Annotated in this window: 23 protein-coding genes; 17 read left to right on the top strand and 6 right to left on the bottom strand. The window is 25.8% G+C overall.

The genetic code is table 11. The features are described 5' to 3' along the window. Nucleotides 1–5 precede the first annotated feature (5 nt). Entirely contained in the window at nt 6–1,208 is a 1,203-nt protein-coding gene (gene hydF / locus Q0G30_RS01165; protein WP_294385418.1) for a [FeFe] hydrogenase H-cluster maturation GTPase HydF, read from the top strand. A gap of 66 nt (nt 1,209–1,274) precedes the next feature. On the opposite strand, the gene Q0G30_RS01160 is transcribed toward hydF, so the two are convergent. Next, on the bottom strand, nt 1,275–1,889 hold the full coding sequence (locus Q0G30_RS01160) for a hypothetical protein (protein ID WP_294385417.1): 615 nt from the start codon (nt 1,887–1,889) through the stop codon (nt 1,275–1,277). 128 nt (nt 1,890–2,017) lie between these two features. Between Q0G30_RS01160 and Q0G30_RS01155 the strand changes: the two genes are divergently transcribed. From Q0G30_RS01155 to Q0G30_RS01145, 3 genes are all read left to right on the top strand, one after another. Continuing rightward, nucleotides 2,018–2,548 (top strand): 2'-5' RNA ligase family protein, encoded by a 531-nt coding sequence (locus tag Q0G30_RS01155; RefSeq protein ID WP_294385415.1) that lies wholly within the window; start codon nt 2,018–2,020, stop codon nt 2,546–2,548. 99 nt (nt 2,549–2,647) lie between these two features. Beyond that, the gene (locus Q0G30_RS01150; RefSeq protein WP_294385412.1) at nt 2,648–2,887 is read left to right on the top strand and encodes a hypothetical protein; all 240 of its coding nucleotides are present in this window, start codon (nt 2,648–2,650) and stop codon (nt 2,885–2,887) included. A 360-nt stretch (nt 2,888–3,247) separates the two neighbouring features. Further along, entirely contained in the window at nt 3,248–4,930 is a 1,683-nt protein-coding gene (locus Q0G30_RS01145) for a peptide ABC transporter substrate-binding protein (protein ID WP_294385409.1), read from the top strand. 96 nt (nt 4,931–5,026) lie between these two features. Here Q0G30_RS01145 and Q0G30_RS01140 read toward each other — a convergent pair whose 3' ends face one another. Next, nucleotides 5,027–5,752: a gamma-glutamyl-gamma-aminobutyrate hydrolase family protein gene (locus Q0G30_RS01140; RefSeq protein ID WP_195468882.1), complete on the bottom strand. Its 726-nt coding sequence runs from the start codon at nt 5,750–5,752 to the stop codon at nt 5,027–5,029. A gap of 222 nt (nt 5,753–5,974) precedes the next feature. Between Q0G30_RS01140 and Q0G30_RS01135 the strand changes: the two genes are divergently transcribed. From Q0G30_RS01135 to Q0G30_RS01095, 9 genes are all read left to right on the top strand, one after another. Continuing rightward, nucleotides 5,975–6,895: a M14 family zinc carboxypeptidase gene (locus tag Q0G30_RS01135; protein WP_294385404.1), complete on the top strand. Its 921-nt coding sequence runs from the start codon at nt 5,975–5,977 to the stop codon at nt 6,893–6,895. A gap of 101 nt (nt 6,896–6,996) precedes the next feature. Beyond that, nucleotides 6,997–7,341 (top strand): hypothetical protein, encoded by a 345-nt coding sequence (locus Q0G30_RS01130; protein ID WP_294385400.1) that lies wholly within the window; start codon nt 6,997–6,999, stop codon nt 7,339–7,341. A 231-nt stretch (nt 7,342–7,572) separates the two neighbouring features. Then, entirely contained in the window at nt 7,573–8,652 is a 1,080-nt protein-coding gene (locus tag Q0G30_RS01125) for a M42 family metallopeptidase (protein ID WP_294385397.1), read from the top strand. Between the two features lie 181 nt (nt 8,653–8,833). Continuing rightward, the gene (locus tag Q0G30_RS01120; protein WP_294385394.1) at nt 8,834–9,820 is read left to right on the top strand and encodes a hypothetical protein; all 987 of its coding nucleotides are present in this window, start codon (nt 8,834–8,836) and stop codon (nt 9,818–9,820) included. Nucleotides 9,821–9,961: 141 nt separating this feature from the next. Further along, entirely contained in the window at nt 9,962–11,437 is a 1,476-nt protein-coding gene (locus tag Q0G30_RS01115; RefSeq protein WP_294385391.1) for a protein adenylyltransferase SelO, read from the top strand. A 174-nt stretch (nt 11,438–11,611) separates the two neighbouring features. Further along, entirely contained in the window at nt 11,612–13,255 is a 1,644-nt protein-coding gene (locus Q0G30_RS01110) for a potassium/proton antiporter (RefSeq protein ID WP_294385387.1), read from the top strand. Nucleotides 13,256–13,287: 32 nt separating this feature from the next. Further along, a complete protein-coding gene (locus Q0G30_RS01105; RefSeq protein ID WP_294385385.1) occupies nt 13,288–14,124 on the top strand; it encodes an aldo/keto reductase in 837 nt (278 codons plus the stop codon). Nucleotides 14,125–14,317: 193 nt separating this feature from the next. Beyond that, nucleotides 14,318–15,334, top strand: coding sequence for an alpha-hydroxy-acid oxidizing protein (locus tag Q0G30_RS01100; RefSeq protein WP_294385384.1), 1,017 nt, complete (start codon nt 14,318–14,320; stop codon nt 15,332–15,334). Between the two features lie 85 nt (nt 15,335–15,419). After that, nucleotides 15,420–16,091, top strand: a complete 672-nt coding sequence (locus tag Q0G30_RS01095) for a DUF6508 domain-containing protein (protein WP_294385382.1) — start codon at nt 15,420–15,422, stop codon at nt 16,089–16,091. Between the two features lie 99 nt (nt 16,092–16,190). Here the strand turns inward: Q0G30_RS01095 and Q0G30_RS01090 are convergent, their stop codons facing one another. Continuing rightward, the gene (locus tag Q0G30_RS01090) at nt 16,191–16,955 is read right to left on the bottom strand and encodes a DeoR/GlpR family DNA-binding transcription regulator (protein WP_294385379.1); all 765 of its coding nucleotides are present in this window, start codon (nt 16,953–16,955) and stop codon (nt 16,191–16,193) included. 123 nt (nt 16,956–17,078) lie between these two features. Here Q0G30_RS01090 and Q0G30_RS01085 point away from each other — a divergent pair, with 123 nt between their 5' ends. Continuing rightward, nucleotides 17,079–17,873, top strand: a complete 795-nt coding sequence (locus Q0G30_RS01085) for an HAD family hydrolase (RefSeq protein WP_294385375.1) — start codon at nt 17,079–17,081, stop codon at nt 17,871–17,873. A gap of 58 nt (nt 17,874–17,931) precedes the next feature. Here Q0G30_RS01085 and dusA read toward each other — a convergent pair whose 3' ends face one another. Continuing rightward, nucleotides 17,932–18,975, bottom strand: coding sequence for a tRNA dihydrouridine(20/20a) synthase DusA (dusA, locus tag Q0G30_RS01080; protein ID WP_294385373.1), 1,044 nt, complete (start codon nt 18,973–18,975; stop codon nt 17,932–17,934). A gap of 196 nt (nt 18,976–19,171) precedes the next feature. Here dusA and Q0G30_RS01075 point away from each other — a divergent pair, with 196 nt between their 5' ends. Then, entirely contained in the window at nt 19,172–19,735 is a 564-nt protein-coding gene (locus tag Q0G30_RS01075; protein ID WP_294385370.1) for a hypothetical protein, read from the top strand. 150 nt (nt 19,736–19,885) lie between these two features. On the opposite strand, the gene Q0G30_RS01070 is transcribed toward Q0G30_RS01075, so the two are convergent. Further along, nucleotides 19,886–20,320, bottom strand: a complete 435-nt coding sequence (locus Q0G30_RS01070) for a MarR family winged helix-turn-helix transcriptional regulator (protein WP_294385367.1) — start codon at nt 20,318–20,320, stop codon at nt 19,886–19,888. Nucleotides 20,321–20,418: 98 nt separating this feature from the next. On the opposite strand from Q0G30_RS01070, the gene Q0G30_RS01065 reads away from it, so the two are divergent. Then, a complete protein-coding gene (locus Q0G30_RS01065; protein WP_294385365.1) occupies nt 20,419–21,816 on the top strand; it encodes an MATE family efflux transporter in 1,398 nt (465 codons plus the stop codon). Between the two features lie 42 nt (nt 21,817–21,858). On the opposite strand, the gene greA is transcribed toward Q0G30_RS01065, so the two are convergent. Continuing rightward, complete coding sequence (gene greA, locus Q0G30_RS01060; RefSeq protein ID WP_294385363.1) at nt 21,859–22,323, bottom strand: transcription elongation factor GreA; 465 nt, start codon at nt 22,321–22,323, stop codon at nt 21,859–21,861. Nucleotides 22,324–22,632: 309 nt separating this feature from the next. Between greA and Q0G30_RS01055 the strand changes: the two genes are divergently transcribed. Next, nucleotides 22,633–23,151, top strand: coding sequence for a CarD family transcriptional regulator (locus Q0G30_RS01055; protein ID WP_294385360.1), 519 nt, complete (start codon nt 22,633–22,635; stop codon nt 23,149–23,151). Nucleotides 23,152–23,175 lie beyond the last annotated feature (24 nt).

Here is a 23,175-nt window from a genome sequence, read left to right as displayed (position 1 = left end):
TCTAAATGAATAGTACACCAAATGCTAATAGAAAGCATATAGCAATATTCGGAAAAACAAATGCAGGAAAATCATCATTAGTTAATAGTATTTGTGGTCAAGAAATTGCAATTGTATCAGAAGTTGCAGGAACTACAACAGATCCAGTTTTAAAGGCCATGGAGCTTATACCACTAGGCCCAGTTTTATTTATAGATACAGCAGGGCTTGATGATAAAAGTGAAGTAGGTAAACTTAGAATAAAAAGAACAATGGATATGATGAAGAGGACAGATTTTGCCTTATATGTAATGGATGTAAATAACATAGATTCTAATGATTATGAAGAAATAAAATTAGAATTTAAAAAATATAATATACCTTATTTATTAGTTATAAACAAAATAGAAGATATAGAAAAAGATAAGTTAGACCAAATAAAAGAAAAATATACAGAAGCAATTTTTGTTTCTACTTACACAAAAGAAGGTATAGATAAGTTAAAAAATGAACTTATTAGTAAGTTACAAAATTCTGAAAATGAAATTCCTATAATAGGAAATTTAGTTCCTTATGGTGGAAAAGTTATATTAGTAGTACCGATAGATTCAGAAGCTCCAAAAGGTAGAATAATACTTCCACAAGTACAATGTATACGAGATTGTTTAGATAATGGAATTAAGATATATATAGTTAGAGATACAGAACTTACTTCAGCCTTACAAGATATAAAAGATGTAGATTTAGTAGTTACAGATTCACAAGCTTTTAAAAAAGTAAGTAAGATAGTGCCTGAAAATATAAAGTTAACAGGATTTTCAATTCTTTTTGCTAATCATAAGGGAGATTTAAAATCTTTTGTTGATGGAGTAAGAAAGATTGATTCGTTAAATAAAGATTCTAAAATATTAATATCAGAAAGTTGTACCCATAATGTTTCTCATGAAGATATCGGAAGAGTAAAGATACCTAAACTTTTAAATAAATATGTAGGGGCAGAGCTTAACTATGATTTTATAGTTGGTCATGATTTTCCTGAAAATATTAAAGATTATGATTTAATTATTCATTGTGGTGGATGCATGATAAATAGAAAAACAATATTAAATAGAATTAATTTTTGTAGAAAGGAAGAGATTCCGATTACTAATTATGGAATAGTATTAGCCTTTTTAACTGGAATATTAGATAGAAGTTTAGAAATATTTAAAACTAAAAACTTAATTTAATTAAAATAAATAATAAGGTTGTCCAATTTAATTGTGGCAATCTTATTATTTGTTTTATAACAGTTATTATATTAGTTGTCTAAAGTTATATTCATTTAAAAATATATCTGAACAATTATTAATAAAATCAATATAATCATCTTCATTTAGAATTATTGGGCATGTTGTATTAAAATTTTTATTTAAGCATTTATATTTAAAATCTTTAAAAATACGTATTGATTTATTTATATTTATAGGTAGAAAATCAATAAATGATGAATCTATTATAGTTATTTTAGATATAAAGCCCATTAACGATTTTATATCCAAATTTTTCATATTTTCATTTATTATCATAGTAGATTCAAAAGTTTGAACATTATATTTACTAAGAAAAAGTTTCTTGATATTTTCATCAAAATAGTTATCAAGCCAAAGATGAATATAATAACCTATAGCAAATGATTTTTGTGAGTAATTTAACTCTTTATTAGATAAATTTAATTTAAACTTAGTTAGATTACATTTATTATTTGGATTATCCTTGAAATGAGAAATGCAACCTTTAGGAATATCATTAAAAATAATATAGTAGCTAGGAGCAATACTACCTAATGTTAAAAAATTAATATCAAATTCATTAAAATATTTAGTTGTTAAAACTCTTATAAAATTAATATGAGTAGATATATTTGGCATAAGAACTCCTCCAAAAGCTTTTATTGATTTATATGAATAAATTTTAAAAAATATTTATTAAATTTTAATATAATAAAATATGTTATATTAGTTAGGATATAATAATAAATGAAAGGTTGGTGTAAGTTATGAGATATGTTGTTGTAAGTGTTGTAAAAGGTGAAGCAGGGGAGTTTAATAACAGATTAAGAAAAGATATATTTATGAAATTCAAAGCTAAGTCATCTAAGCTACCTGCACATTTTACTATAAAGGCTCCATTTGAATATGATGGTGATATAAGTGACTTAGAAGATTGTATAAAAAAGGTATGTAGTAACGAAAAAATTACACCATTTAAAATAGAAGGGTATAATCATTTTGATAATAGAGTAATTTATATGAATGTTAATATGTCTCAGAGTGCAAAGAAAGTGCATGATAAGCTTATAGATAGCATGAATAAAATAGCTTATATTAAATTTAAAGAAAGTGATGGTAAAAATAAGATTTTTCATGTAACAATAAGTTCAAAAAAAATTCAAAATATATATGAAAGACTATGGGATTATGTAACAAAAATTCCTTGTAAGTATAATTGTAAATTTGATAATATTTGCATTTATAAATGGGAAGATAATACTTGGGTTTTACATAAAGAATTTTTGTTTGAAAGATGATTTAGATATATAAGAAAGTTTTGTATTTTTTAATTATATAAACATATGATTAAAAGTGTGTACATAAATTATTATATAATAATTACATATGGAGGAAATATGAAAAGAATATTAATTATTAAACCATTATTATATAGTATTTTTATTTTACTTGCATATTATATTACATTTAAAACAGAATTATTTTTTACTAATGAAGAAGTAACAACATTTATTAATTATATGGAGCAAAGAAATACTTTCTTAGGTGCAACTAATTTTATGATATGGTTAGTAATAATTTCTGCGTTAGTAGTAACTGCTTTAAATAAGATAGATGCAGTAAAAAAGAAATCATAAATTCTTAAATAAATATGAATAGAATAAAATATATAAAAATATTATGTAAACATTTAAACCTTTGTTTAACTCAAAATGAATTTATCAAATTTTTAATAACCCCCTTTATTTTTTATACATTTAACATTATAATATAAGAAATAATATCCTTATATGGTTATTAAAGTTAATTGAGATACAATAGGATTAATGATTATATTAAAGTATTTAATAAATTATTAAGTACGATTGGGGAGAAAAGAAATATATTATTTATGTTAACTGTAATTTGAAATTTAACATAAAAATAGCTTATAAAATTTTTAAAAATCATTAAACCAAATTGTAATAAATATTTTTATTTTAAAGGGGGCACTTTTAATGAAAAATTCAAAACTGAAAAAATTATGTGCAGTGTTAATGACTGTAACTCTTAGTACATCTTTATTTATTGGATGTGGAAGTAGTGATGCATCTAATAAACAAAGTAATTCTAGCAATACTTCTACAGAAGTAAAACAGGAAATTATTTATAACTTAGGAGCTGATCCACAAACAATTGATCCTGTGCTTAACACAGCTATAGATGGTTCAAATATTATTGTTAATGCCTTTGAATGTTTAATGGTACTTAATAATAAAAATGAAGCAGAACCTGGAGCAGCTGAAAGTTATGAAGTCTCTGATGACGGCTTGGTTTATACATTTAAGCTAAGAGAAAATGGTAAATGGTCAGATGGACAACCAGTTACAGCTAATGATTTCTACTATGCTTGGATGAGAGGAATGGATAAAAATACTGCTGCTGAGTATTGCTATCAATTCTTTTATATTAAAAATGCTGAAAAATATTACAATGGGGAAGTTTCAGCAGATGAAGTTGGTCTTAAGGTATTAGATGATTATACTTTAGAAATTACATTAGAAGCACCGACTGCATACTTTACTCAATTATTAGCACATCAAACTTACTCACCAGTAAGAGAAGATATTGTTTCTGCTAACCCAAATACTTGGGCAACTAGTCCTGAAACATATATTGGGAATGGGGCATTTAAATTAGTAAAATGGGATATGAAAGATCAATTAATATTTGAAAAGAATGAAAATTATTGGGATGCAGATAATGTAAAATTAGAAAAATTAACATTTAAGTTAGTAACAGATGAAACAACTGCTTACTCTGAATTAAAAGCTGGTAATTTTGATGTTGTAAATTCTGTTCCTTCGAATGAAATTGAACCTGGTAAAGAAGAAGGTTTAGTTCATATAATACCAAAGCTTGGTACCTATTTCTTTGCAATTAATGTTGGTAAACAAAATAATCTAGGTGATGATGTAAAGAAAGCATTAAGTAATAAATTAGTAAGACAGGCTATGTGTTTAGCTATTGATAGGCAAGAAATAATAGATAATGTTGGTAAAGCTGATCAAGTTGCTGCTTATAGCTTTGTTCCACTAGGAATTCCATCAACAGATGGAGGTGAATTCTCTGATAAAGAATATTATGATCCGAAAGATATGGAAGGGAATATTGAAAAAGCAAAGGAATTATTAAAAGAAGCAGGCTACGAAAATGGCAAAGGACTTCCAACTATTGAGTTAATGTATAACTCAGAAGGTTCTCATAAAGACGTTTGTCAGATTGTACAGCAAAATTTAGCTGAAGTTGGTATAAATGTTGAATTAACAAATCAAGAATGGGCAGTATTTTTAGATACAAGACAAAATGGGGATTATCAAATTGCAAGACATGGTTGGATTGGTGACTATAGTGATCCTATGACATTCTTAGATATGTGGGTAACTAATGGTGGTAATAATGATGCAGGATTTAGCAATGCGGAATATGATTCCTTAATAGCTGAAGCAAAAATTGAAACTGATATTGAAAAGAGGGAATCATTATTAAGAGAAGCAGAATATATATTAATGGATGAAATGCCTGTTATTCCAATATATTTCTATACAACAGTAATGGGATGGAATGACGATGTTGAAGGTATTTTAGTAACAGCTTTAGGTAAAGTTCATTTTAAAAATGCTTATAAAGTAGCAAAATAATCAAAAAGAGAGTCAAATTTGACTCTCTTTTTGATTATAAATATAAAAATACACCTAAAAACCACAATAAAATTTAATTGTTTTAGGTCTAAACCTTTAATATTTACAACTATAAATAAACTTTTTAAATAAATTTAAGGTTGTATTATCATATGGCGCCATCATTTCAGGATGCCATTGTATTCCTACTACAAATGGTTTATTTATCATTTCAATAGATTCAATAATTCCATCAGGAGATATAGACGTATTCTTAAAATTAGGGGCAACTTCTTTAACTGCTTGGTGATGAGCACTATTAACAATGTAATTATTACCAAATATTTCGTGTACAATGCTATTTTCTTCAATATAAACAGGATGGCACTTTTCAGAAAGATGACTTTCTTGTTTATGAAGAATTGGTGAATCTGTAGCATATGATATATCTTGATGTAATGTTCCACCACAAGCAACATTAAGAATCTGACATCCTCTACATATTCCTAATATGGGCATATTTAATTCAAGGGCTTTTTGGGCTAAATTAATATGATACCAATCAACTAAATCGTTACAATTTCCTAAAAGGGGTCTAGGAAGCTCTTTATATGATAGTGGATTAACATCAATACCTCCTGGAAGTAATAATCCATTACATATAGATAATTGATCACTTAAAATATCAATATCATTTATTAAAGGCAAAATAACAGGAATTCCTCCAGCATCTGCAATTGCTTTTGAATAGTTATTATTTATTCTAGTAAAATCTTCACCTGCAAATTCTATTCTAGAATCCTTAACTATTCCACCAGCTATAGCAATCAGTGGTTTTTTCATTTTATCGCCTCCTTGAAATAAATCTTCATTATATATTATACGAAAAAAAGGAAATTTTTTAAACATTTATAATGAAAAAATGTATATATTTATAATATTGTTTTCTATTAATATGTTATTATGGGAACGAAATCCAATAGAAATTATAAGATGTATTGTAAGCATTTATGGAGGTAATATAAAATAGTAACTATATCAAAATCAAATTATACTTATGATAAAATGATTATAGATTTACAATCTTTCAAAAAAATATATAGAGATAATTTAGATATAAATATTATTGGTAAATCTCTTGATAATAGAGATATTTACGAAGTAATATTAGGAAAAAGTAATAGTGAAAAACATGTATTAATCCATGCAGGAATTCATGGTAGGGAATATTTAACATCTTTATTAGTTATGAAGCAAATAGAATATTATTTAAATAATTATGAAAGTAAAGAATATTGTGGAATTAAATATAGAGATTTATTTAACTCAGTAGCATTTCACTTAATTCCAATGGTAAATCCAGACGGAATTACAATAAGTCAAATAGGAGTAAAAGGAATAAGAAGTAAAGAATTAAAAGATTCTATTTATGAATGCTATTATAATGATTTAAACTGTAGATATACTTGTGATAGATTTAAAAGTTATCTAAGAAAATGGAAGGCAAATGCTAGAGGAGTTGATTTAAATAGAAACTTTAATGCTGGATGGGACGAAATAAATCAAAGTAAAAAATCTTCATTTGAGAATTATAAAGGAGAGTTTTCTAATTCAGAACCTGAATCTAAAGCACTCGTTAATTTAGTTGATAAATATAATTTTATTTATACAATTAGTTACCATTCATCAGGAAATTTAATTTACTGGGATTATAAGGATAGTTTAGTTAAAAATGAATGTAGTAAACTAGCAGATCTTATTGCATGTGTAACAGGATATACAAAAGAAAAAAGTGATAGTGAATGTGTAGAAGTTGTTCCTGGTGGATTTAAGGATTGGGCTTCATCTAAATCAAATAATCCAATACCAAGTATAACTATTGAAGTTGGCCTAGGAACATGTCCTTTAAAAAATTCAGAGTTTAAAGATATTTGGAGTGCTAATTATAAAGTCTTAGCAGCTATTGCATATATGCTAAAATCGTAGAAGTATTGATTTTATATTAGATATTGAAATTTTTTTCAAATATAAAGTATAATAATATTAAGTTATATCATTAATGGAAAGGAATTTATTAATATCTAAATATGAACAAAAAGAGATTTGTAATTAAAGTTGAAGATAATAATAGGAAACTTCCAATTGAAGGTGAACCAAATAGTATAGTGGATTTGGTAGAAAATAACAAGGTTAAACAAAGAAGAATTTTTGATGAAAATGGAAAAGTCATAAAAGATATTGATACTTCAAATCATAATAAACCTAAATTTCATCCTATGGGGGCACATAAGCATATTTATAATTTTAATAATTATAATGATCCTCATGGGAAAATTGAGGATTTAACTGCTGAAGAAATAGCTCAAAATGAAGATATAATTTTCGAGGGAATAAATCATTATTATAGTTACCCTAATGATGATATTAAGTAATTAAAGCCTATCTTACTATAAATTAAATAAAATTAGAACAAAAAATACCAAGTTTTAATATTTTGGTATTTTTTGTTTTTTATAGTAGACAAATATATTTATTAAAATGTATAATATAAAAAAACAACATAAAATAATAAAATTGTAATTAATATTATAGTTTATTATCAATTATTTATTGGGGATATTAAGAAAATATAAATATTAGTTGTTGTTTAAAAGGGGGTAAGTATGATTAATATTAAAATTTTAGAGGAATTATCAAATGCATTTGGACCATCAGGCTTTGAAGATGATGTTACAAATGTAATAAAGAAACATTGTAATGAAATGATAGTAGAAAATGATTCTATGAATAATGTTTATGCAAAACTTAAAAATTATGATGGTAATAAATTAGTTGTAATGTTAGATGCGCATACTGATGAGGTTGGTTTTATGGTCCAAGCTATTAATGACAATGGATTATTAAGTATTGTTCAATTAGGTGGATGGCATAATACAAATATTCCGGCTCATACTGTTTATGTTAAGAATAGGTATGGTGAACTTATTAAAGGAATAACAACTTCTAAGCCTGTTCATTTTATGACGGCAAATGAAAGAAGTAATAATTCATTAGAGATAGAAGATATTTTTGTAGATGTTGGGGCAAGTAGTAGAGAAGAGGTTTTAAATATTTTTAATATTAGTATTGGAGATCCAATAGCACCCAAAGTTGAGTTTGATTTTAATGAAAAAAATGGAGTTTGTTATGGTAAAGCATTTGATAATAGAATTGGATGCTTTTGTATTATAGAAACATTAAAAGCATTATCTAAAATAAGTGGATTAAATGTAGATGTTGTTGGAGCATTTGCAGCTCAAGAAGAAGTTGGTACTAGAGGGGCTCAAGTTACCTCTCAAGTTGTTAAGCCTGATTTAGCAATTGTCTTTGAAGGTTCACCAGCAGATGATTTATATTATTCTAAAAATATATCACAAGGTGCATTAAAAAATGGAACACAAATCAGAAATTTAGATCAAGGCTACATAGGAAATCCCTTATTTATTAGACATGCAGAAAATATTGCAAAAAAATGCTCAATAAAATATCAAAATGCAGTTAGACGTGGTGGATCTACTAATGCAGCAAAAATAAGTTTAACCTATAAAGCAGTACCAGTGCTGGTTTTAGGTATTCCTTCAAGATATGTTCATAGTCATTATAATTACTGTGCTAAAGAAGATATCGAATCATCAGTATCCTTAGCTGTTGAGGTAATAAAAAGCCTTACTGAAGAAGTAATAAATAATATTTTAAGAAAATAATAAAAGAATCATAAATTAGAAATAGTAAAAAGATATAAGATTTATCATTAAAATGTACTAAATCTTATATCTTTTTTTATTATTAATTTAACTAGTAAATATAAGATAAATTTAAAGTCATTTTTTTATGAATACATAATATTAATAAACTAAGTATATCGTTAATTTTATGGGGGAGTACATGAAATACTTAGTAGAACTAGTAAGTAATATTTTTTTAATTTTTATTTATGTCATGGTATCAGTATTGGGGAATAAAACTGTTTCAAGAGCCTTTTTTTTAGTATTAATACTTCTATTGATATTATCAATTTTTAGAATAAGTATAAATTTAATAAGGGAGAAAAGAAAAAGGAAAATAATTTTTATACTAATAAATATATTTTTAATTATTGTAGTTTCTATATGGAATTGTATTACAAGCAACTTAGAAGAAGCTGTTTGTATTTTGGGAAATTACTATATTTCATATTTAGAAAATGATACTTATAATTCTGAATTTAATGAAATTAATTATCAAGATGTTAAAATACTATATAAAAATAATATAGAAGAAGCGATTCCTTTCTTAAAGGAATGTATAGATAATTCAAAATATGATTGTGAAAGAATATTTGGCAAAGTGAATATGTCATTAATAATAAAATTAGATTATGATAAAGATATATTTTTATCTAGATTTAATAGAAATGCCGATAATCTATCTGCTTATTATATTGATTCTCTTAAAACAATTTATATGTATGTTGATAATTCTTATGATATTTTAAATGATAAGGCTAATTTTGCTAGAATATTAACTCATGAAATATCACATTATTATTTTTCACAATTTTTAAAGAAAAATAATATTTCATCTGAAAATGTGCCAATATGGATAAATGAAGGGGTAGCAGATTATATATCTCAACGTATACAGTATTTAAATTATGATAATTCCCAATTTATTCCGTTTAAAGAGTTAGCTAATTCAAATGATTGGAATAATATAAGCTCTGGAAAACAATATATTCAAAGTTTTTATTCAATAAATAAAATTATAGATATGAAAGATGAAACTGTAATTAAAGAATTATTACTTGAGTTAAAAAATTATCATTTTAATACTGCATTTAAAAGAGTAATGGGAGAGGATTTTTCTACATTTGAAAATAATATAAAAAATTAGACTAAAAATATAAAGCTAATATTAAATCCGATAATAAAATTTAATATTAGCTTTAATTTTATGTTATGTATAAATTATAACCATACTAGAAAATATATAAGTAGAAACATAATAAATTATTAAAATTTAGAAGGAGCTATTATGACGGATACATATATATTAAAGGATGAATATTTAAAATTAGAAAATACATATATAACTCTTCCTAAGAATTTATTTTCATTTCAAACTCCAACTAAAGTACCTAATCCTAAGCTAGTAGTTTTTAATAAAACATTAGCTAAAGAGCTAGGATTAAATGAGGATTTCTTACAAAGTAATGAAGGTATACAATTTTTATGTGGAAATAAAGTTTTAGAGGATACAAGGCCTATTGCCCAAGCTTATGCAGGCCACCAATTTGGACATTTTACAATGCTAGGAGACGGACGTGCTATTCTTTTAGGAGAATTAATATCAAAGGATAATAAAAGATTTGATATTCAAATTAAGGGCGCAGGAAGAACTCCTTACTCTAGAGGTGGAGATGGAAAAGCAGCCTTAGGACCAATGCTTAGAGAATATATTATCAGTGAAGGAATGTATGCATTAGGAATTCCAACAACTAGAAGCTTATCTGTAATTACAACTGGCGAAGAAATAGTTAGAGAAAGTTTTTTAGAAGGAGCCGTATTAGATCGTATAGCTAAAAGTCATATACGTGTTGGTACATTCCAGTTTGCAAGAAATTTTTGTGATATTGATGTTCTTAAATCATTAGCTGATTATACAATAGAAAGGCATTTTGATAGTGCTAAACATGTAGAAAATCCTTATTTATACTTACTTAATGAAGTAATAAAAAATCAAGCATTTCTTATTTCAAAATGGCAATTAGTTGGATTTATTCATGGTGTGATGAATACAGATAATATGTTAGTAAGTGGGGAAACCATTGATTATGGTCCTTGCGCATTTATGGATGTTTATGATCCTAATACTGTATTTAGTTCTATTGATGTTAATGGAAGATATGCTTATGGTAATCAACCTAAAATTGGGGGTTGGAATTTAACAAGATTTGCAGAAGCATTATTACCTTTGTTAGATAAAGATGCTAATAAGGCAATTGAAATTGCTGAGAAATTATTATCTAATTATGGAAGTTTATACAATAAATATTGGGAAGATGGAATGAGAGCTAAACTTGGAATATTTAATTATGAAGAAGAAGATAAAAAACTTATTTCTTCTCTTTTAGATATTATGAAAAATTATAAAGCCGATTATACAAATACTTTTTGTAATTTAACTTTAGGAAGTTTAACAGATAATGAAATGTTCCAAAGTAATGATTTCAAAAAATGGTATAAGGCTTGGCAAGATAGACTAATAAGACAAGAAAAATCTGTTTATGAAGTTAAACATTTAATGGAAGTAAGTAATCCAACCGTTATTCCACGTAATTATAGAGTTGAAGAGGCTTTAGATGAAGCAGTTACCAACAATAATTATACTCTTATAGAAAAGCTTTTAAATGTAATTAAAAATCCCTATGATTACTCAAATATTAATGAAGAATATTCAAAAACACCAAAGCCTACTAGTTGTGCATATAAAACTTATTGTGGTACTTAATTTAAAGTAAACAACTATAAAAATTTATTTAAAACTAATATACATATTATGGATTTCATATATTAGTTTTAAATAAATTGTAAATTACCTCCTTGATTATTGAAGTTATTTCTAAATTATAGTAATATATAGGAAAATTGCGATATTATACAAGTTTTATCAAGTAGGTAATTTATGGTAAATTTAATGATCCTTTGTGCATTAGTACTATTAATATGTATAACTTCAACAAAAATATTATATAGATTTGGTGTGCCAATTCTTCTTATTTTTATAGTGCTTGGAATGCTATTTGGTTCTGATGGAATTGTTGGTATATATTTTGATAATTATCAGCTAGCAAGTTCTATATGCTCTATAGCATTAATTTTCATAATGTTTTATGGTGGATTCGGTACTAACTGGAATATGGCCAAGCCTGTAGCTGTTCAATCTATACTTATGTCATCCTTAGGAGTTGTTATAACTGCAGGATTAACAGGACTATTTTGTTTATTTATTTTTAAAACAACCATATTAGAAGGATTGCTTATAGGATCAATAATTGCATCTACAGATGCAGCTGCTGTATTTGCTATATTACGTTCACAAAAATTAAATCTTAAGGGATCAATAGCTTCTATATTAGAGATTGAAAGTGGTAGTAATGATCCTTTTGCATATATGCTTACAATAATAATATTAGGATTAATGTCTAATGGAGGCTATGGAGATATTATTCCCATGTTATTAAGTCAAATTATTTTAGGAATAGTTGTATCAATTGTATTATCAAAGCTATCTATCTATTTATTAAGAAATGTGAAGTTTGAAATAGAAGGCTTTTATCCTATATTCATTACTGCAATAGCTGTATTAGCTTATTCATTAAGCGAATATTTGGGCGGTAATGGATATTTAAGTGTTTATATAACAGGAATAATAATAGGAAATAGTAAGATACCTCATAAAAAAAGTATTTTTCAATTCTTTGATGGTGTATCATGGTTAATGCAAATTTTACTATTCTTCTTATTAGGACTATTAGCATTTCCATCAAAAATACCATCTGTTATGATTAAAGGTGTATCAATTTCAATATTTATGATTTTCATAGCAAGACCAATTGCAACATTTAGCATATTAAATTGGTTTAAGGTTCCAATTAAGCAACAACTTTTTATTTCATGGGTGGGAATTAGAGGAGCTGCATCAATAGTCTTTGCAATATTTGCTATAACTTATGGTATTCCTATAAATTATGATATTTTCCATATAATATTCTTCATGGCTTTATTCTCAGTAGCAGTGCAAGGTACTCTTATACCTGATGTAGCAAGAAAACTTGATTTAATTGATGATGAGGAATCTGTTTTAAAAACCTTTAATGATTATAAAGAAGATAAAAGCACTAAATTAGTGGAATTCACAATTAGTAATAATAATCCTATTGCTAATAAAAGTATTATGGATGCAAATATTCCAGAAGACATACTTGTTGTTATGATAAGGCGTAAAGGAGATGTATTTGTACCAAATGGATCTACAATTATTCTTCCTGGAGACACTTTAGTTTTATCAGGAAATAGTCTAATAAATTTCAATGATTATAAAGAAGGAAAAAGTACAAATCTAATGGAGATTTATGTTAATGATAAAAGTAATATTGTTAACAAATCTATAAAAAACTCTAATATAGCTGATGATATTCTTATAGTTATGATAAAACGTAAAGATAAAGTAATAATTCCAAATGGAAATACAATTATAATGCCGGAGGACATATTAGTTGTTACAGGTAATGATTTGAGAAGTATGGAAAATATGGTAATAGCATAAAGTTAATAGAAAGTAAAGGGTGGTTTTAAAAGATGAATGAAAATTTTAAAATATTAAGTAATGGAGTTAAAATGCCTGCTATTGGATTTGGAACATATAAATCTGGAAGTGACGAAGAAACTGCTAAAATTATAAAATATGCTTTAGAGGTTGGATATAAACAAATTGATACTGCTTCTTTTTATGGAAATGAAGTTGGTATCGGAAATGGAATAAAAGAAAGTGGAGTAAATAGAGAAGAGATTTTTCTTGTCACAAAGCTTTGGAATGATGATCATGGTTATGATAGAACTATTAAAGCATTTAATGAATCTTTAAAAAGATTACAAGTAGATTATATAGATTTATATCTTATACATTGGCCAAATAAACTAAATGCAGAAACTTGGAAGGCATTTGAATATCTTTATAAAGCAGGTAAAGTAAAATCTATTGGAGTTTGTAATTTTAAAATTGGACATATAGAAGAATTAAAGAAAACAGCTGAAATAATGCCTATGGTAAATCAAGTTGAAATACATCCTCAAAGTTCAAAAAGTGATATGTTAAGATACTGTGAAGCGAATAATATTCAACTTGTTGCATGGAGTCCTATAATGAGAGGTAAATTATTCTCTAATGAATTAATGCTAGATTTATCTGAAAAATATAAAAAAACAATAGCTCAAATAATATTAAGATGGCATATACAAAGAGGGGTAATTCCTATACCAAAATCATCAAATGAAGGAAGAGTAAAAGAAAACTTAAGTGTTTTTGATTTTGAAATTTCTAGTGATGATATTAATATTATTAATTCTTTAAATGAAGGTGATAATATATCAGTAAGTGGAGTACCTGAAAATACAACATATCTTAAGTTTTGTTAGGCTTTTTGTATAAAATTAAATTTATAAAATAGATAAAGAAATTATCATTAGATATTTCTTTTTATATATAATTTATAAGATTATTAAATTAAAATATTATATAATAAAGACAAGCTGTATTTTTAAATATAGTTTTGTCTTTTTATCATTTTAAAATATATTTATTTAGAAATAAAGGAGGTAATATTAAATAATGAATTATAATAATGTCTTAGAAAATGCTAAAAGTTATATTGGAAACTATTGCAAGGTATGTGTAGAATGTAATGGAAAGGCTTGCAGAAATCAAATTCCTGGTCCAGGAGCTAAAGGAGTTGGTGATACAGCAATTCGCAATTATGATAAATGGAAAGAAATACGTATTAATATGGATACATTAACTGAAAATAAACCTATAGATACAAGCATAGATTTATTTGGTGAAAAATTTAAATATCCATTCTTTGCAGGTCCAATAGGGGCTGTTAATTTGCATTATGGTGATAAATATGATGATATGTCATATAATAATATATTAGTATCATCATGTGCTAAATATGGTATTCTTGCTTTTACAGGTGATGGAACAAATCCCGAAGTTATGAAATCTGCTACTACTGCAATAAAAGCTGTTAATGGATTAGGGGTTCCAACTATTAAACCTTGGAATATTGATACTATTAAAGAAAAGATAAAATTAGTTAAAGATAGTGGCGCAATTGCAGTTGCAATGGATATTGATGCTGCAGGTCTTCCATTTTTAAAGAATATGAATCCACCAGCTGGTTCAAAATCAGTAGAAGAACTTAAGGAGATTATTAAAATTTCAAATCTTCCATTTATAGTTAAAGGTATTATGACAGTAAAAGGTGCTTTAAAAGCTAAAGAAGCTGGAGCACATGCAATAGTAGTTTCTAATCATGGTGGAAGAGTACTAGATCAATGCCCAGCTACAGCAGAAGTTCTTTCTGAGATTGTTAATGCGGTTGGAGGCTCAATGAAAATTTTTGTTGATGGTGGAATACGTTCTGGAGTAGATGTATTTAAGGCCTTAGCCTTAGGTGCAGATGGAGTTCTTATTTGCAGAACTTTTGTTACTGCGCTTTATGGTGGTGAAGAAGAAGGTATAAAACTGTATATTAATAAATTAGCATCTGAACTTGAAGATACTATGGCTATGTGTGGTGCATACTCAATTAGTGAAATTTCTAGAGATATGATTAGAAAATAGACTGTTATTTATATTACAAGGAATAAAGAATTAAAGTACTTAATATATTAAATTATATACCTTTAAGTATTAAGAGGATAAATTTATGAATACTATAGAAAGGATTAAATTTTTTATTGACTACTTTAATAATAAAAATAATATTTTTTATGAATATAAAAATAATGGATTTAACTGTAATAAAATTAAATATAGTTCAACTATATTAGAGTTTGTGAATTTTTGTCATGAAATAAATTTAATAGATTATAATTATAAACAAACTATTAATGGTTATTATAAAAATTACAATAAATTATATGAATTAATAGATATATCAGATGTTACATTAACAAAAGCTATTCTAACATATTATATTAAAGAAGAGCAGTTTTGTACTGGATTAATTGCAAGTGCTATATACTATCATGTATTTGAAAAAGGATTGAATAAATTATTGCCTTACTTGGCATGGGATAAAATTCTTGATGGATTTAATAATAATAATATATTAGAAATTGAAACACTTCCTAATATACGTACGGAATGTCGATGGTTTAGTGCACAAAAAAAAGGAAATTCTATTTTTATAGATTGTGCTCAAAGAAATTCTCCATCTTGCAAGCTTACAAAGAAAAGAAAATTGATCTTTAGGGATTTTCAAAAAGTTTATTTTTTATATTTAAAAACTGAACGGAATGAAGTAATTAGTAGCTATGAAAAAAAATCAGCTATTAATAAAACTTATTTTTATGCATTAATTTATAATTTTCTATAAGTTATATAACTATAATCTAAAAATTAAGATTAAATTAAAATCGTACTAAAATCTAGTGCGATTTTAATTTATCTCAAATAATAAATTCATTTTAATATTTTAAATTATGTTTATATAATATTCTTTAAGATTTAAAGTTATTGATTCATCAGGTAACTGCTCAGTAATTATTCCATAAAAATCAAATAAATTAGAAAATTTAAATGAACCATTTTTCTTAAACTTTTCATTTAAAGTAACTAAAAATAATTTATCTGAAATATTAGTAATTGCTTTCTTAGTAGCAGCATCTTCTGAAAGTGAGGTGCTTATTGTTCCATCTCGAAGATCAATTCCTGTGCACCCTAAAAATGCTTTATTACATCTATAATTATTTATTTGTTCAATAGCGTGAGACCCAATACTACCACCAACATATGAATTATAATCTCCACCAATAAAAATAAATTTTGTAATAATGTTAGGCGTAATCAATGAAGCTATTTCAAACATATTAGTAATTATGGTTAGTTGTTTATTATTTTCTACAATTAATTTTGCAATCATAAAAGAAGTAGTAGAAGAGTCCAAAAAAATAGTGTCATTATCATCTAATTCATTAAAAGCTTTTTGAACAATTATATTTTTTAGATCTATATTTTCACTAATACGATTATTAAAACTTTTTATATTAATAGCAGTATTATCTATATTAATAGCACCACCATAGGTTCTACGAAGTAAGTTTTTTTTCTCTAATACCTTTAAATCCTTTCTAATCATACTTTCACTTACCTTAAATTCCTTACTTAAGTCTTTTACAAATATTTTTCCGTTTCTATCTAATAGATCTAATATATACTTATGACGCTCTTCAGTAAACATTTTAAATCTCCTTTAATTTTACTTCTTATTTATTCCCATTTTAGTATACTATTCTTATTAAGTCAATTGACAATAAGGAATGAGTGGGATAAAATAGGAATAAATAGGAGTGGAGGGGATTTAATGAAAAAAGCTATATTTTTTGATATTGATGGAACATTATTAGACTACTTTGGTGGTATAACTGATATGACTCCCGTAGTTAAGGAGTCAATTCGTTCTCTTCAAAAAGAAGGACATTATGTATTTATATCAACTGGAAGACCATATGCATTTTTAAGTAAATCTATATTAGATTTTGGATTTGATGGTTATATTTTAGCAAATGGAGCACATGTAATTATAAATAATGAGGTAATACATAGCGATCAGATGGATAGAAAATTTATAAAGAATCTAATAAATGAATTAGATGAACTTAATATTCAATATATATTAGAGGGTGAATACTATTCTTATATGGATAAAAAATTCAAGGAATTCTATGAGTTTTATGACACAGTTGGTGTTTCTAAGGAATTAATTAAAAGTGAATTTTCTTTAGATAAAATTAAAACTTATAAAATTGAGATGATGTGTCCAAATGATGAAGTAGTTGATTCATGCTTAAAAATAGTTCAAAGAAATGAAGAATATGACTATGTTAATAGTATTGCTTTAAAATCTTTTGAACTATATTCAAAGAAGAATACAAAAGCAACTGGAATACTAAAGGTTTTAGAATACCTTAATATTGATATTCAAAATAGTTATGCTTTTGGTGATGGTAAAAATGATATAGAAATGCTTTCAACTGTAGGATGTGGAATAGCTATGGGAAATGCCAATGATGAAGTAAAAAAATATGCTAATAAAATTACAGATACGGTTCATAATGATGGTGTTGCAATTGGTATAAAAGAGTTTGTATTTAGCTAAAATTGATAAAAAGTACTTATAATTTACCGTAGTAAATTATAAGTACTTTTTTAATTCTTTACAAGTTCCATAACACGTCCTGTGGCATAATTTCCAATATATTATTTAAGATTTCTATTAGAGTTTCTCTTTTTACATTAGATGAAGATAGCAATTGTTTAAATTTTCTACTTCCTTTTTGACCTTGAAATAAACTTTGAAGTGGAGCAGATAAGGTATGTACATTACTACCTTTTTCAAGTTCTTCAGCAATATATGGAATATATAGTTTTATAATTTCCCCACGGGATATTGGTTTTATATTTTTATTTTCTTCATTAATTTTATGCAAATTAGCTAAAAGATAACAGTCCTCATATGCAGCTCTTCCAATCATAACTCCATCTACTTTGTCTAATGCATTATTAATACTTTCTAAACTCTTAAATCCACCATTTATCTCTATATTTAAATAATTAAAATCTTTTTTCAATCTATAAACCATATCATAATCTAATGGTGGGATTTCCCTATTATCCTTAGGACTTAGTCCTTTTAATATAGCTGAACGTGCATGAACAGTATATCTATCAGGTTTTGCCTTAGATATTGTATCTAAAAAGTCCAATAGATCTTCATATCCATCCATAATAATCTTATTATTTTTACTATCAATTACTCCAGTCCCATCAATTCCGATTCTATGTTTTATAGTAATGGGTTTATCTGTTGCTTCCTTCATTGCCAAAAGTATTTCATATACTAAACTCTTATCAGACATTAGTGCTGCTCCCATTAAATTACCTGATACTCTATCTGAAGGGCAGCCACAGTTTAAGTTGATCTCGTCATAATTATAATTTTCAGCAAGTTTAACTGCCTTGTAGGCATCCTCAGGATTTGAAGCAGCTATTTGAAGTGCAACAGCACCTTCATCCTCTCTAAAATAAAGAATTTTATCTAAATCCCCATTAATTATTGCTTGTGCAGTAACCATTTCTGTATAGAGTAGTGCTTCTTTATTCATTATTCTACAGAAATATCTAAAATGTCTATTAGACTTATCCACCATTGGAGCAATACTTATCTTAGGTGTTTTTATATTAGAAATATATTTTTCCATCTTTTGTATCCTTTCAAATTTAAGAAATTTATTATGATTTATTATAGCATATAAAGGTTTAATTATATAAATAAGATTAAATTTTTATATTAATTAATATAAAATATAGATTTTATTACCAATTTAAGTGTATAATTTGATTATACATAATAAAATATAATTTAAGAATCTTCTTATAATAAAAAGGAGGAAATCTATGAAAAAAATTATATTATTAAATTTAGTTATTTTGTTAAATTTATTTCTTATAGGCTGTGTAGAATCTACAGTTTATTTAAATAAAAATAATGAAAAATTAAAGAATATCGATAAAGAAAAATTAGAAAATATAGTTGATGAGTATAGTCTTTATGTTATAGATGAAATCTATGTTGCAGATACGAAAATAGTTGGCTTTTCAACGGATAGTATGCACGGAGTTTTTGTTTATGAAAAAGATAATAAAGGAGATTATGTATTAAATCAAGCTAATAAATTAGAAATAGATACAAATGACTTAGGAATATCAAATTATAGAATAATTTATCAAAACTATAATGATATAAAAAACGCTAAATACGGTTATATTATAATATCTAATGGTAAAAAAGTTTCTAGAGTTGAAATTACAATAAATGATATTTATAAATATAATGCCGATTTAGAAATTGGAAAAGCCTCTATGGTTCTAATAAAAGAAAATTTAACTTCTGAAGAAAGTGCTGGTATACGTTTAGAGGTAAAATATTTTGATGAGAACAACAATGAATTACTTCAATAAATAAAGTTTTAGTTTATTGGACAAATAAATATATAGATTTTATTTATATAGAGTGGAAAGCATTTATAAAAGTATTTCTATTTAATGATTTTGGATTTATAAATTGAATAAGTAATTAAAAAAGCAATTATTTAATAATTGCTTTTTTAATTACTTTAAAGCATTTTCTGAAAAGTGTTGAATTACATCAAGATACTTTTCTATATCCTTTTTATCTATTCCTTCTGTAATTTTATTTACAAATTTACTTTGCATCTCATGTAGTTTTATTACTATGGGCTTAGACTTTTCTGTTAACTTTAAATGTTGGCAACGTCTATCATCTTTATCAACTTCAACTTTTATAAATCCTTTTGATATTAATGGTTCTACTGCCTTAGAAACATATGCTTTAGAAAATCCTTTTAATTTAACTATATCTCTTGCCGTATCACAAGATGGATTATTATTTAGAAAAGCTAGTATATCTGCCTCAGGCTTACTAATTCCACATTCATATGCTGTTTTTACAGATAAGTTATAGTATAAATCATTTATATTTTTTATTGAGTATAGTATTTCTGTAATATCAAATTTAGTTTTCATCATTACCTCCAATATGGTTGACAAATAAACAGTTTCTTTATAAACTATTTTATAAGAATTATTATTTTTTGTCAATTTTATTAAAGGAGAAAGATATTATGCAACAAAATCGCACAGAAGAATTAGGAAGCTGTAGTGTAGGAAAATTACTTCTAAAACTAGCCGTTCCTGCAATTGCAGCACAAATTATTAATTTATTATACAATTTAGTAGACCGTATGTATATTGGTCATATAGCTGAAGTTGGTAAATTAGCACTTACTGGAGTTGGAGTATGCTTACCACTTATTATGCTTATTTCAGCATTTGCTGCTCTAGTAAGTATGGGTGCGGCTCCAAGATCTTCAATTTTTTTAGGAAAAGACGAACATGAAAATGCAGAAAAGACATTAGGAAATTCATTTTCACTATTAATCATTTTATCTCTTACTATTACAGTTATATTCTTTTTCTTTTCAAAAGACTTGCTTTTATTATTCGGAGCAAGTGAAAATACAATACAATATGCAGTAAATTATATGAAAATATATAGCTTAGGAACTATTTTTGTTCAACTAACTCTTGGACTTAATGCATTTATAAGTGCCCAAGGCTTTGCTACAGTTAGTATGATGACTGTTTTAATAGGGGCTATAAGTAATATTATTCTTGATCCTATATTTATATTTGGATTTAATATGGGAGTGTCCGGTGCTGCTTTAGCTACAATAATATCTCAATCATTCTCTATGATTTGGATACTATTTTTCTTAACAGGTAAGAAATCAACCTTAAAATTAAAAAAGAAAAACTTTCGATTATCAAGGGAAATTATTATACCTTCAATAATGTTGGGATTAGCACCTTTTATAATGCAATCTACAGAAAGTTTAATAGCAGTATGTTTTAATTCTTCATTATTAAAATATGGTGGTGATATTGCAGTAGGAGCAATGACAATTCTTACAAGCGTAATGCAATTTTCAATGCTTCCTTTAACAGGATTAACTCAAGGTGGACAGCCAATAATAAGCTATAACTATGGTGCTAAAAATCCAACTCGTGTAAAAAAAGCCTTTAAAATATTACTTATTTCTTGTATATCTTATTCAGTTATATTATGGGCATTAGCAATGATAACTCCTCAAACATTTGTATTAATATTTAATAACGATCCAGAGCTAGTTAAGTTTACAAGTCATGCTCTTAGAATATATATGGCTGTTTCATGTGTATTTGGTATACAAATTGCTTGTCAGCAATCTTTTATTGCATTAGGAAATGCAAAAACATCATTATTTTTAGCATTATTAAGAAAAATAATATTATTAATACCGTTAATTTATATTATGCCTATATTTATGGCAGATAAAACAACAGCAGTATTTATGGCAGAACCTGTAGCAGATTTATTAGCAGTTTCTACTACAGCAATATTATTCTTCTTACAATTTAGAAAGGCTATGAAAGAGATTTCTAATCCTATAGTCTCACAGAATGAAATTAAAGCATATTAAAATAATGAGGTTATATCATAATGTTGATATAACCTCATTATTTTAAAGTATTTCTAAAATTTTTACAGAATAATTTTCCCCAGGTGCTTCAACTTCAACTATATCTCCAACTTTTTTACCTGCTAATGCTTTTCCAAGTTCAGATTCGATGCTTATTAGCATTTCCTCAGGTTTTGCATCTAATGTTGTTACTAAAGTAATAGTATCTTCAAAACCATCATCAATAAATTCAATTCTAGCTTTGGTGTTTATTCCTAAAATAGATTTATCAATACTTTCATCTTCTATAACTGTAGCTGTAGTTATAAGAGTTAATAGATGTTGAATTCTATTATCATTTTCTCTATACTCTTCACAAGCAGCCTTATACTCAGCATTCTCTGATCTATCTCCATGCGCTGCTGCAATTAGCTTTTCTTTAGCAATCTCAGCTCTTCTTACAGTCATTCTGTAATCTAATTCTTCTTGTAATTTTTTAATATTAGATTCTGTTAATATTTTACTCATAAAATAAAAATCTCTCCTATAATATATTATGATACTATTATAAAGACTTATTAAAGAAAATGAAAGATAACATTAAAATATAAAATAAATTATTCTTATATTTTGATTGTATATATTTTAAAAATTATTAATTTAAACTATAAAACTTTGAAAAAATATTATTTTAAATGTATAATAATAGTATAGAAATAATGTTGAGTTTATTCAATATGTAAATTATAAAATAAACAACGTGTAGTTTGTCGATATACAACGTAAGTCCAGTTGTCGGTAAATTTACACGTTTTTTTATTAAGGAGGAATAATATAATGTTTGCAAAAAATGACTATATTATTTATGGTACAACAGGAGTATGTAAGATAACTGGTATAGAAAAAAGGAAATTTAATAATATAGAAAAAGAATATTATATTCTTAAACCAGCTTATGATTCTAATTCAACAATTTATGCACCTATTGATAACGATATGATAAATATTAGAAAAATTATGACAGTGAAGGAGGTGTATGATTTAATAAGAACAATGCCAGATAATGGACCTATATGGATTGACGATATTAATCTTCGTAAAGAAAAATATAATGAAATTTTAAAGAAAGGTAATAAGGTAGAGCTTGTTAAACTAATACGCACTTTATACCTAGAAAAAGAAAAGAAAAAAACTGAAGGTAAGAAACTATATGTTGGTGATGAGAAAATAATGGCTGAAGCTGAAAGATTATTACATGAAGAATTTGCCGTAGTTCTTAATATAAAAGTTGATGAAGTATTACCATTTATATTAGGAGAATTAGAGCCTACTGAAAAATCTAATATTAATTTATAAAATATAATATAAAGGCAAGTAGGA

The sequence above is a fragment of the uncultured Clostridium sp. genome, from assembly GCF_934754925.1.
GTDB lineage: Bacteria > Bacillota > Clostridia > Clostridiales > Clostridiaceae > Clostridium.
The sequence above is the reverse complement of the archived record's forward strand: the minus strand, read 5'-3'. Positions and strand labels throughout refer to the sequence as shown.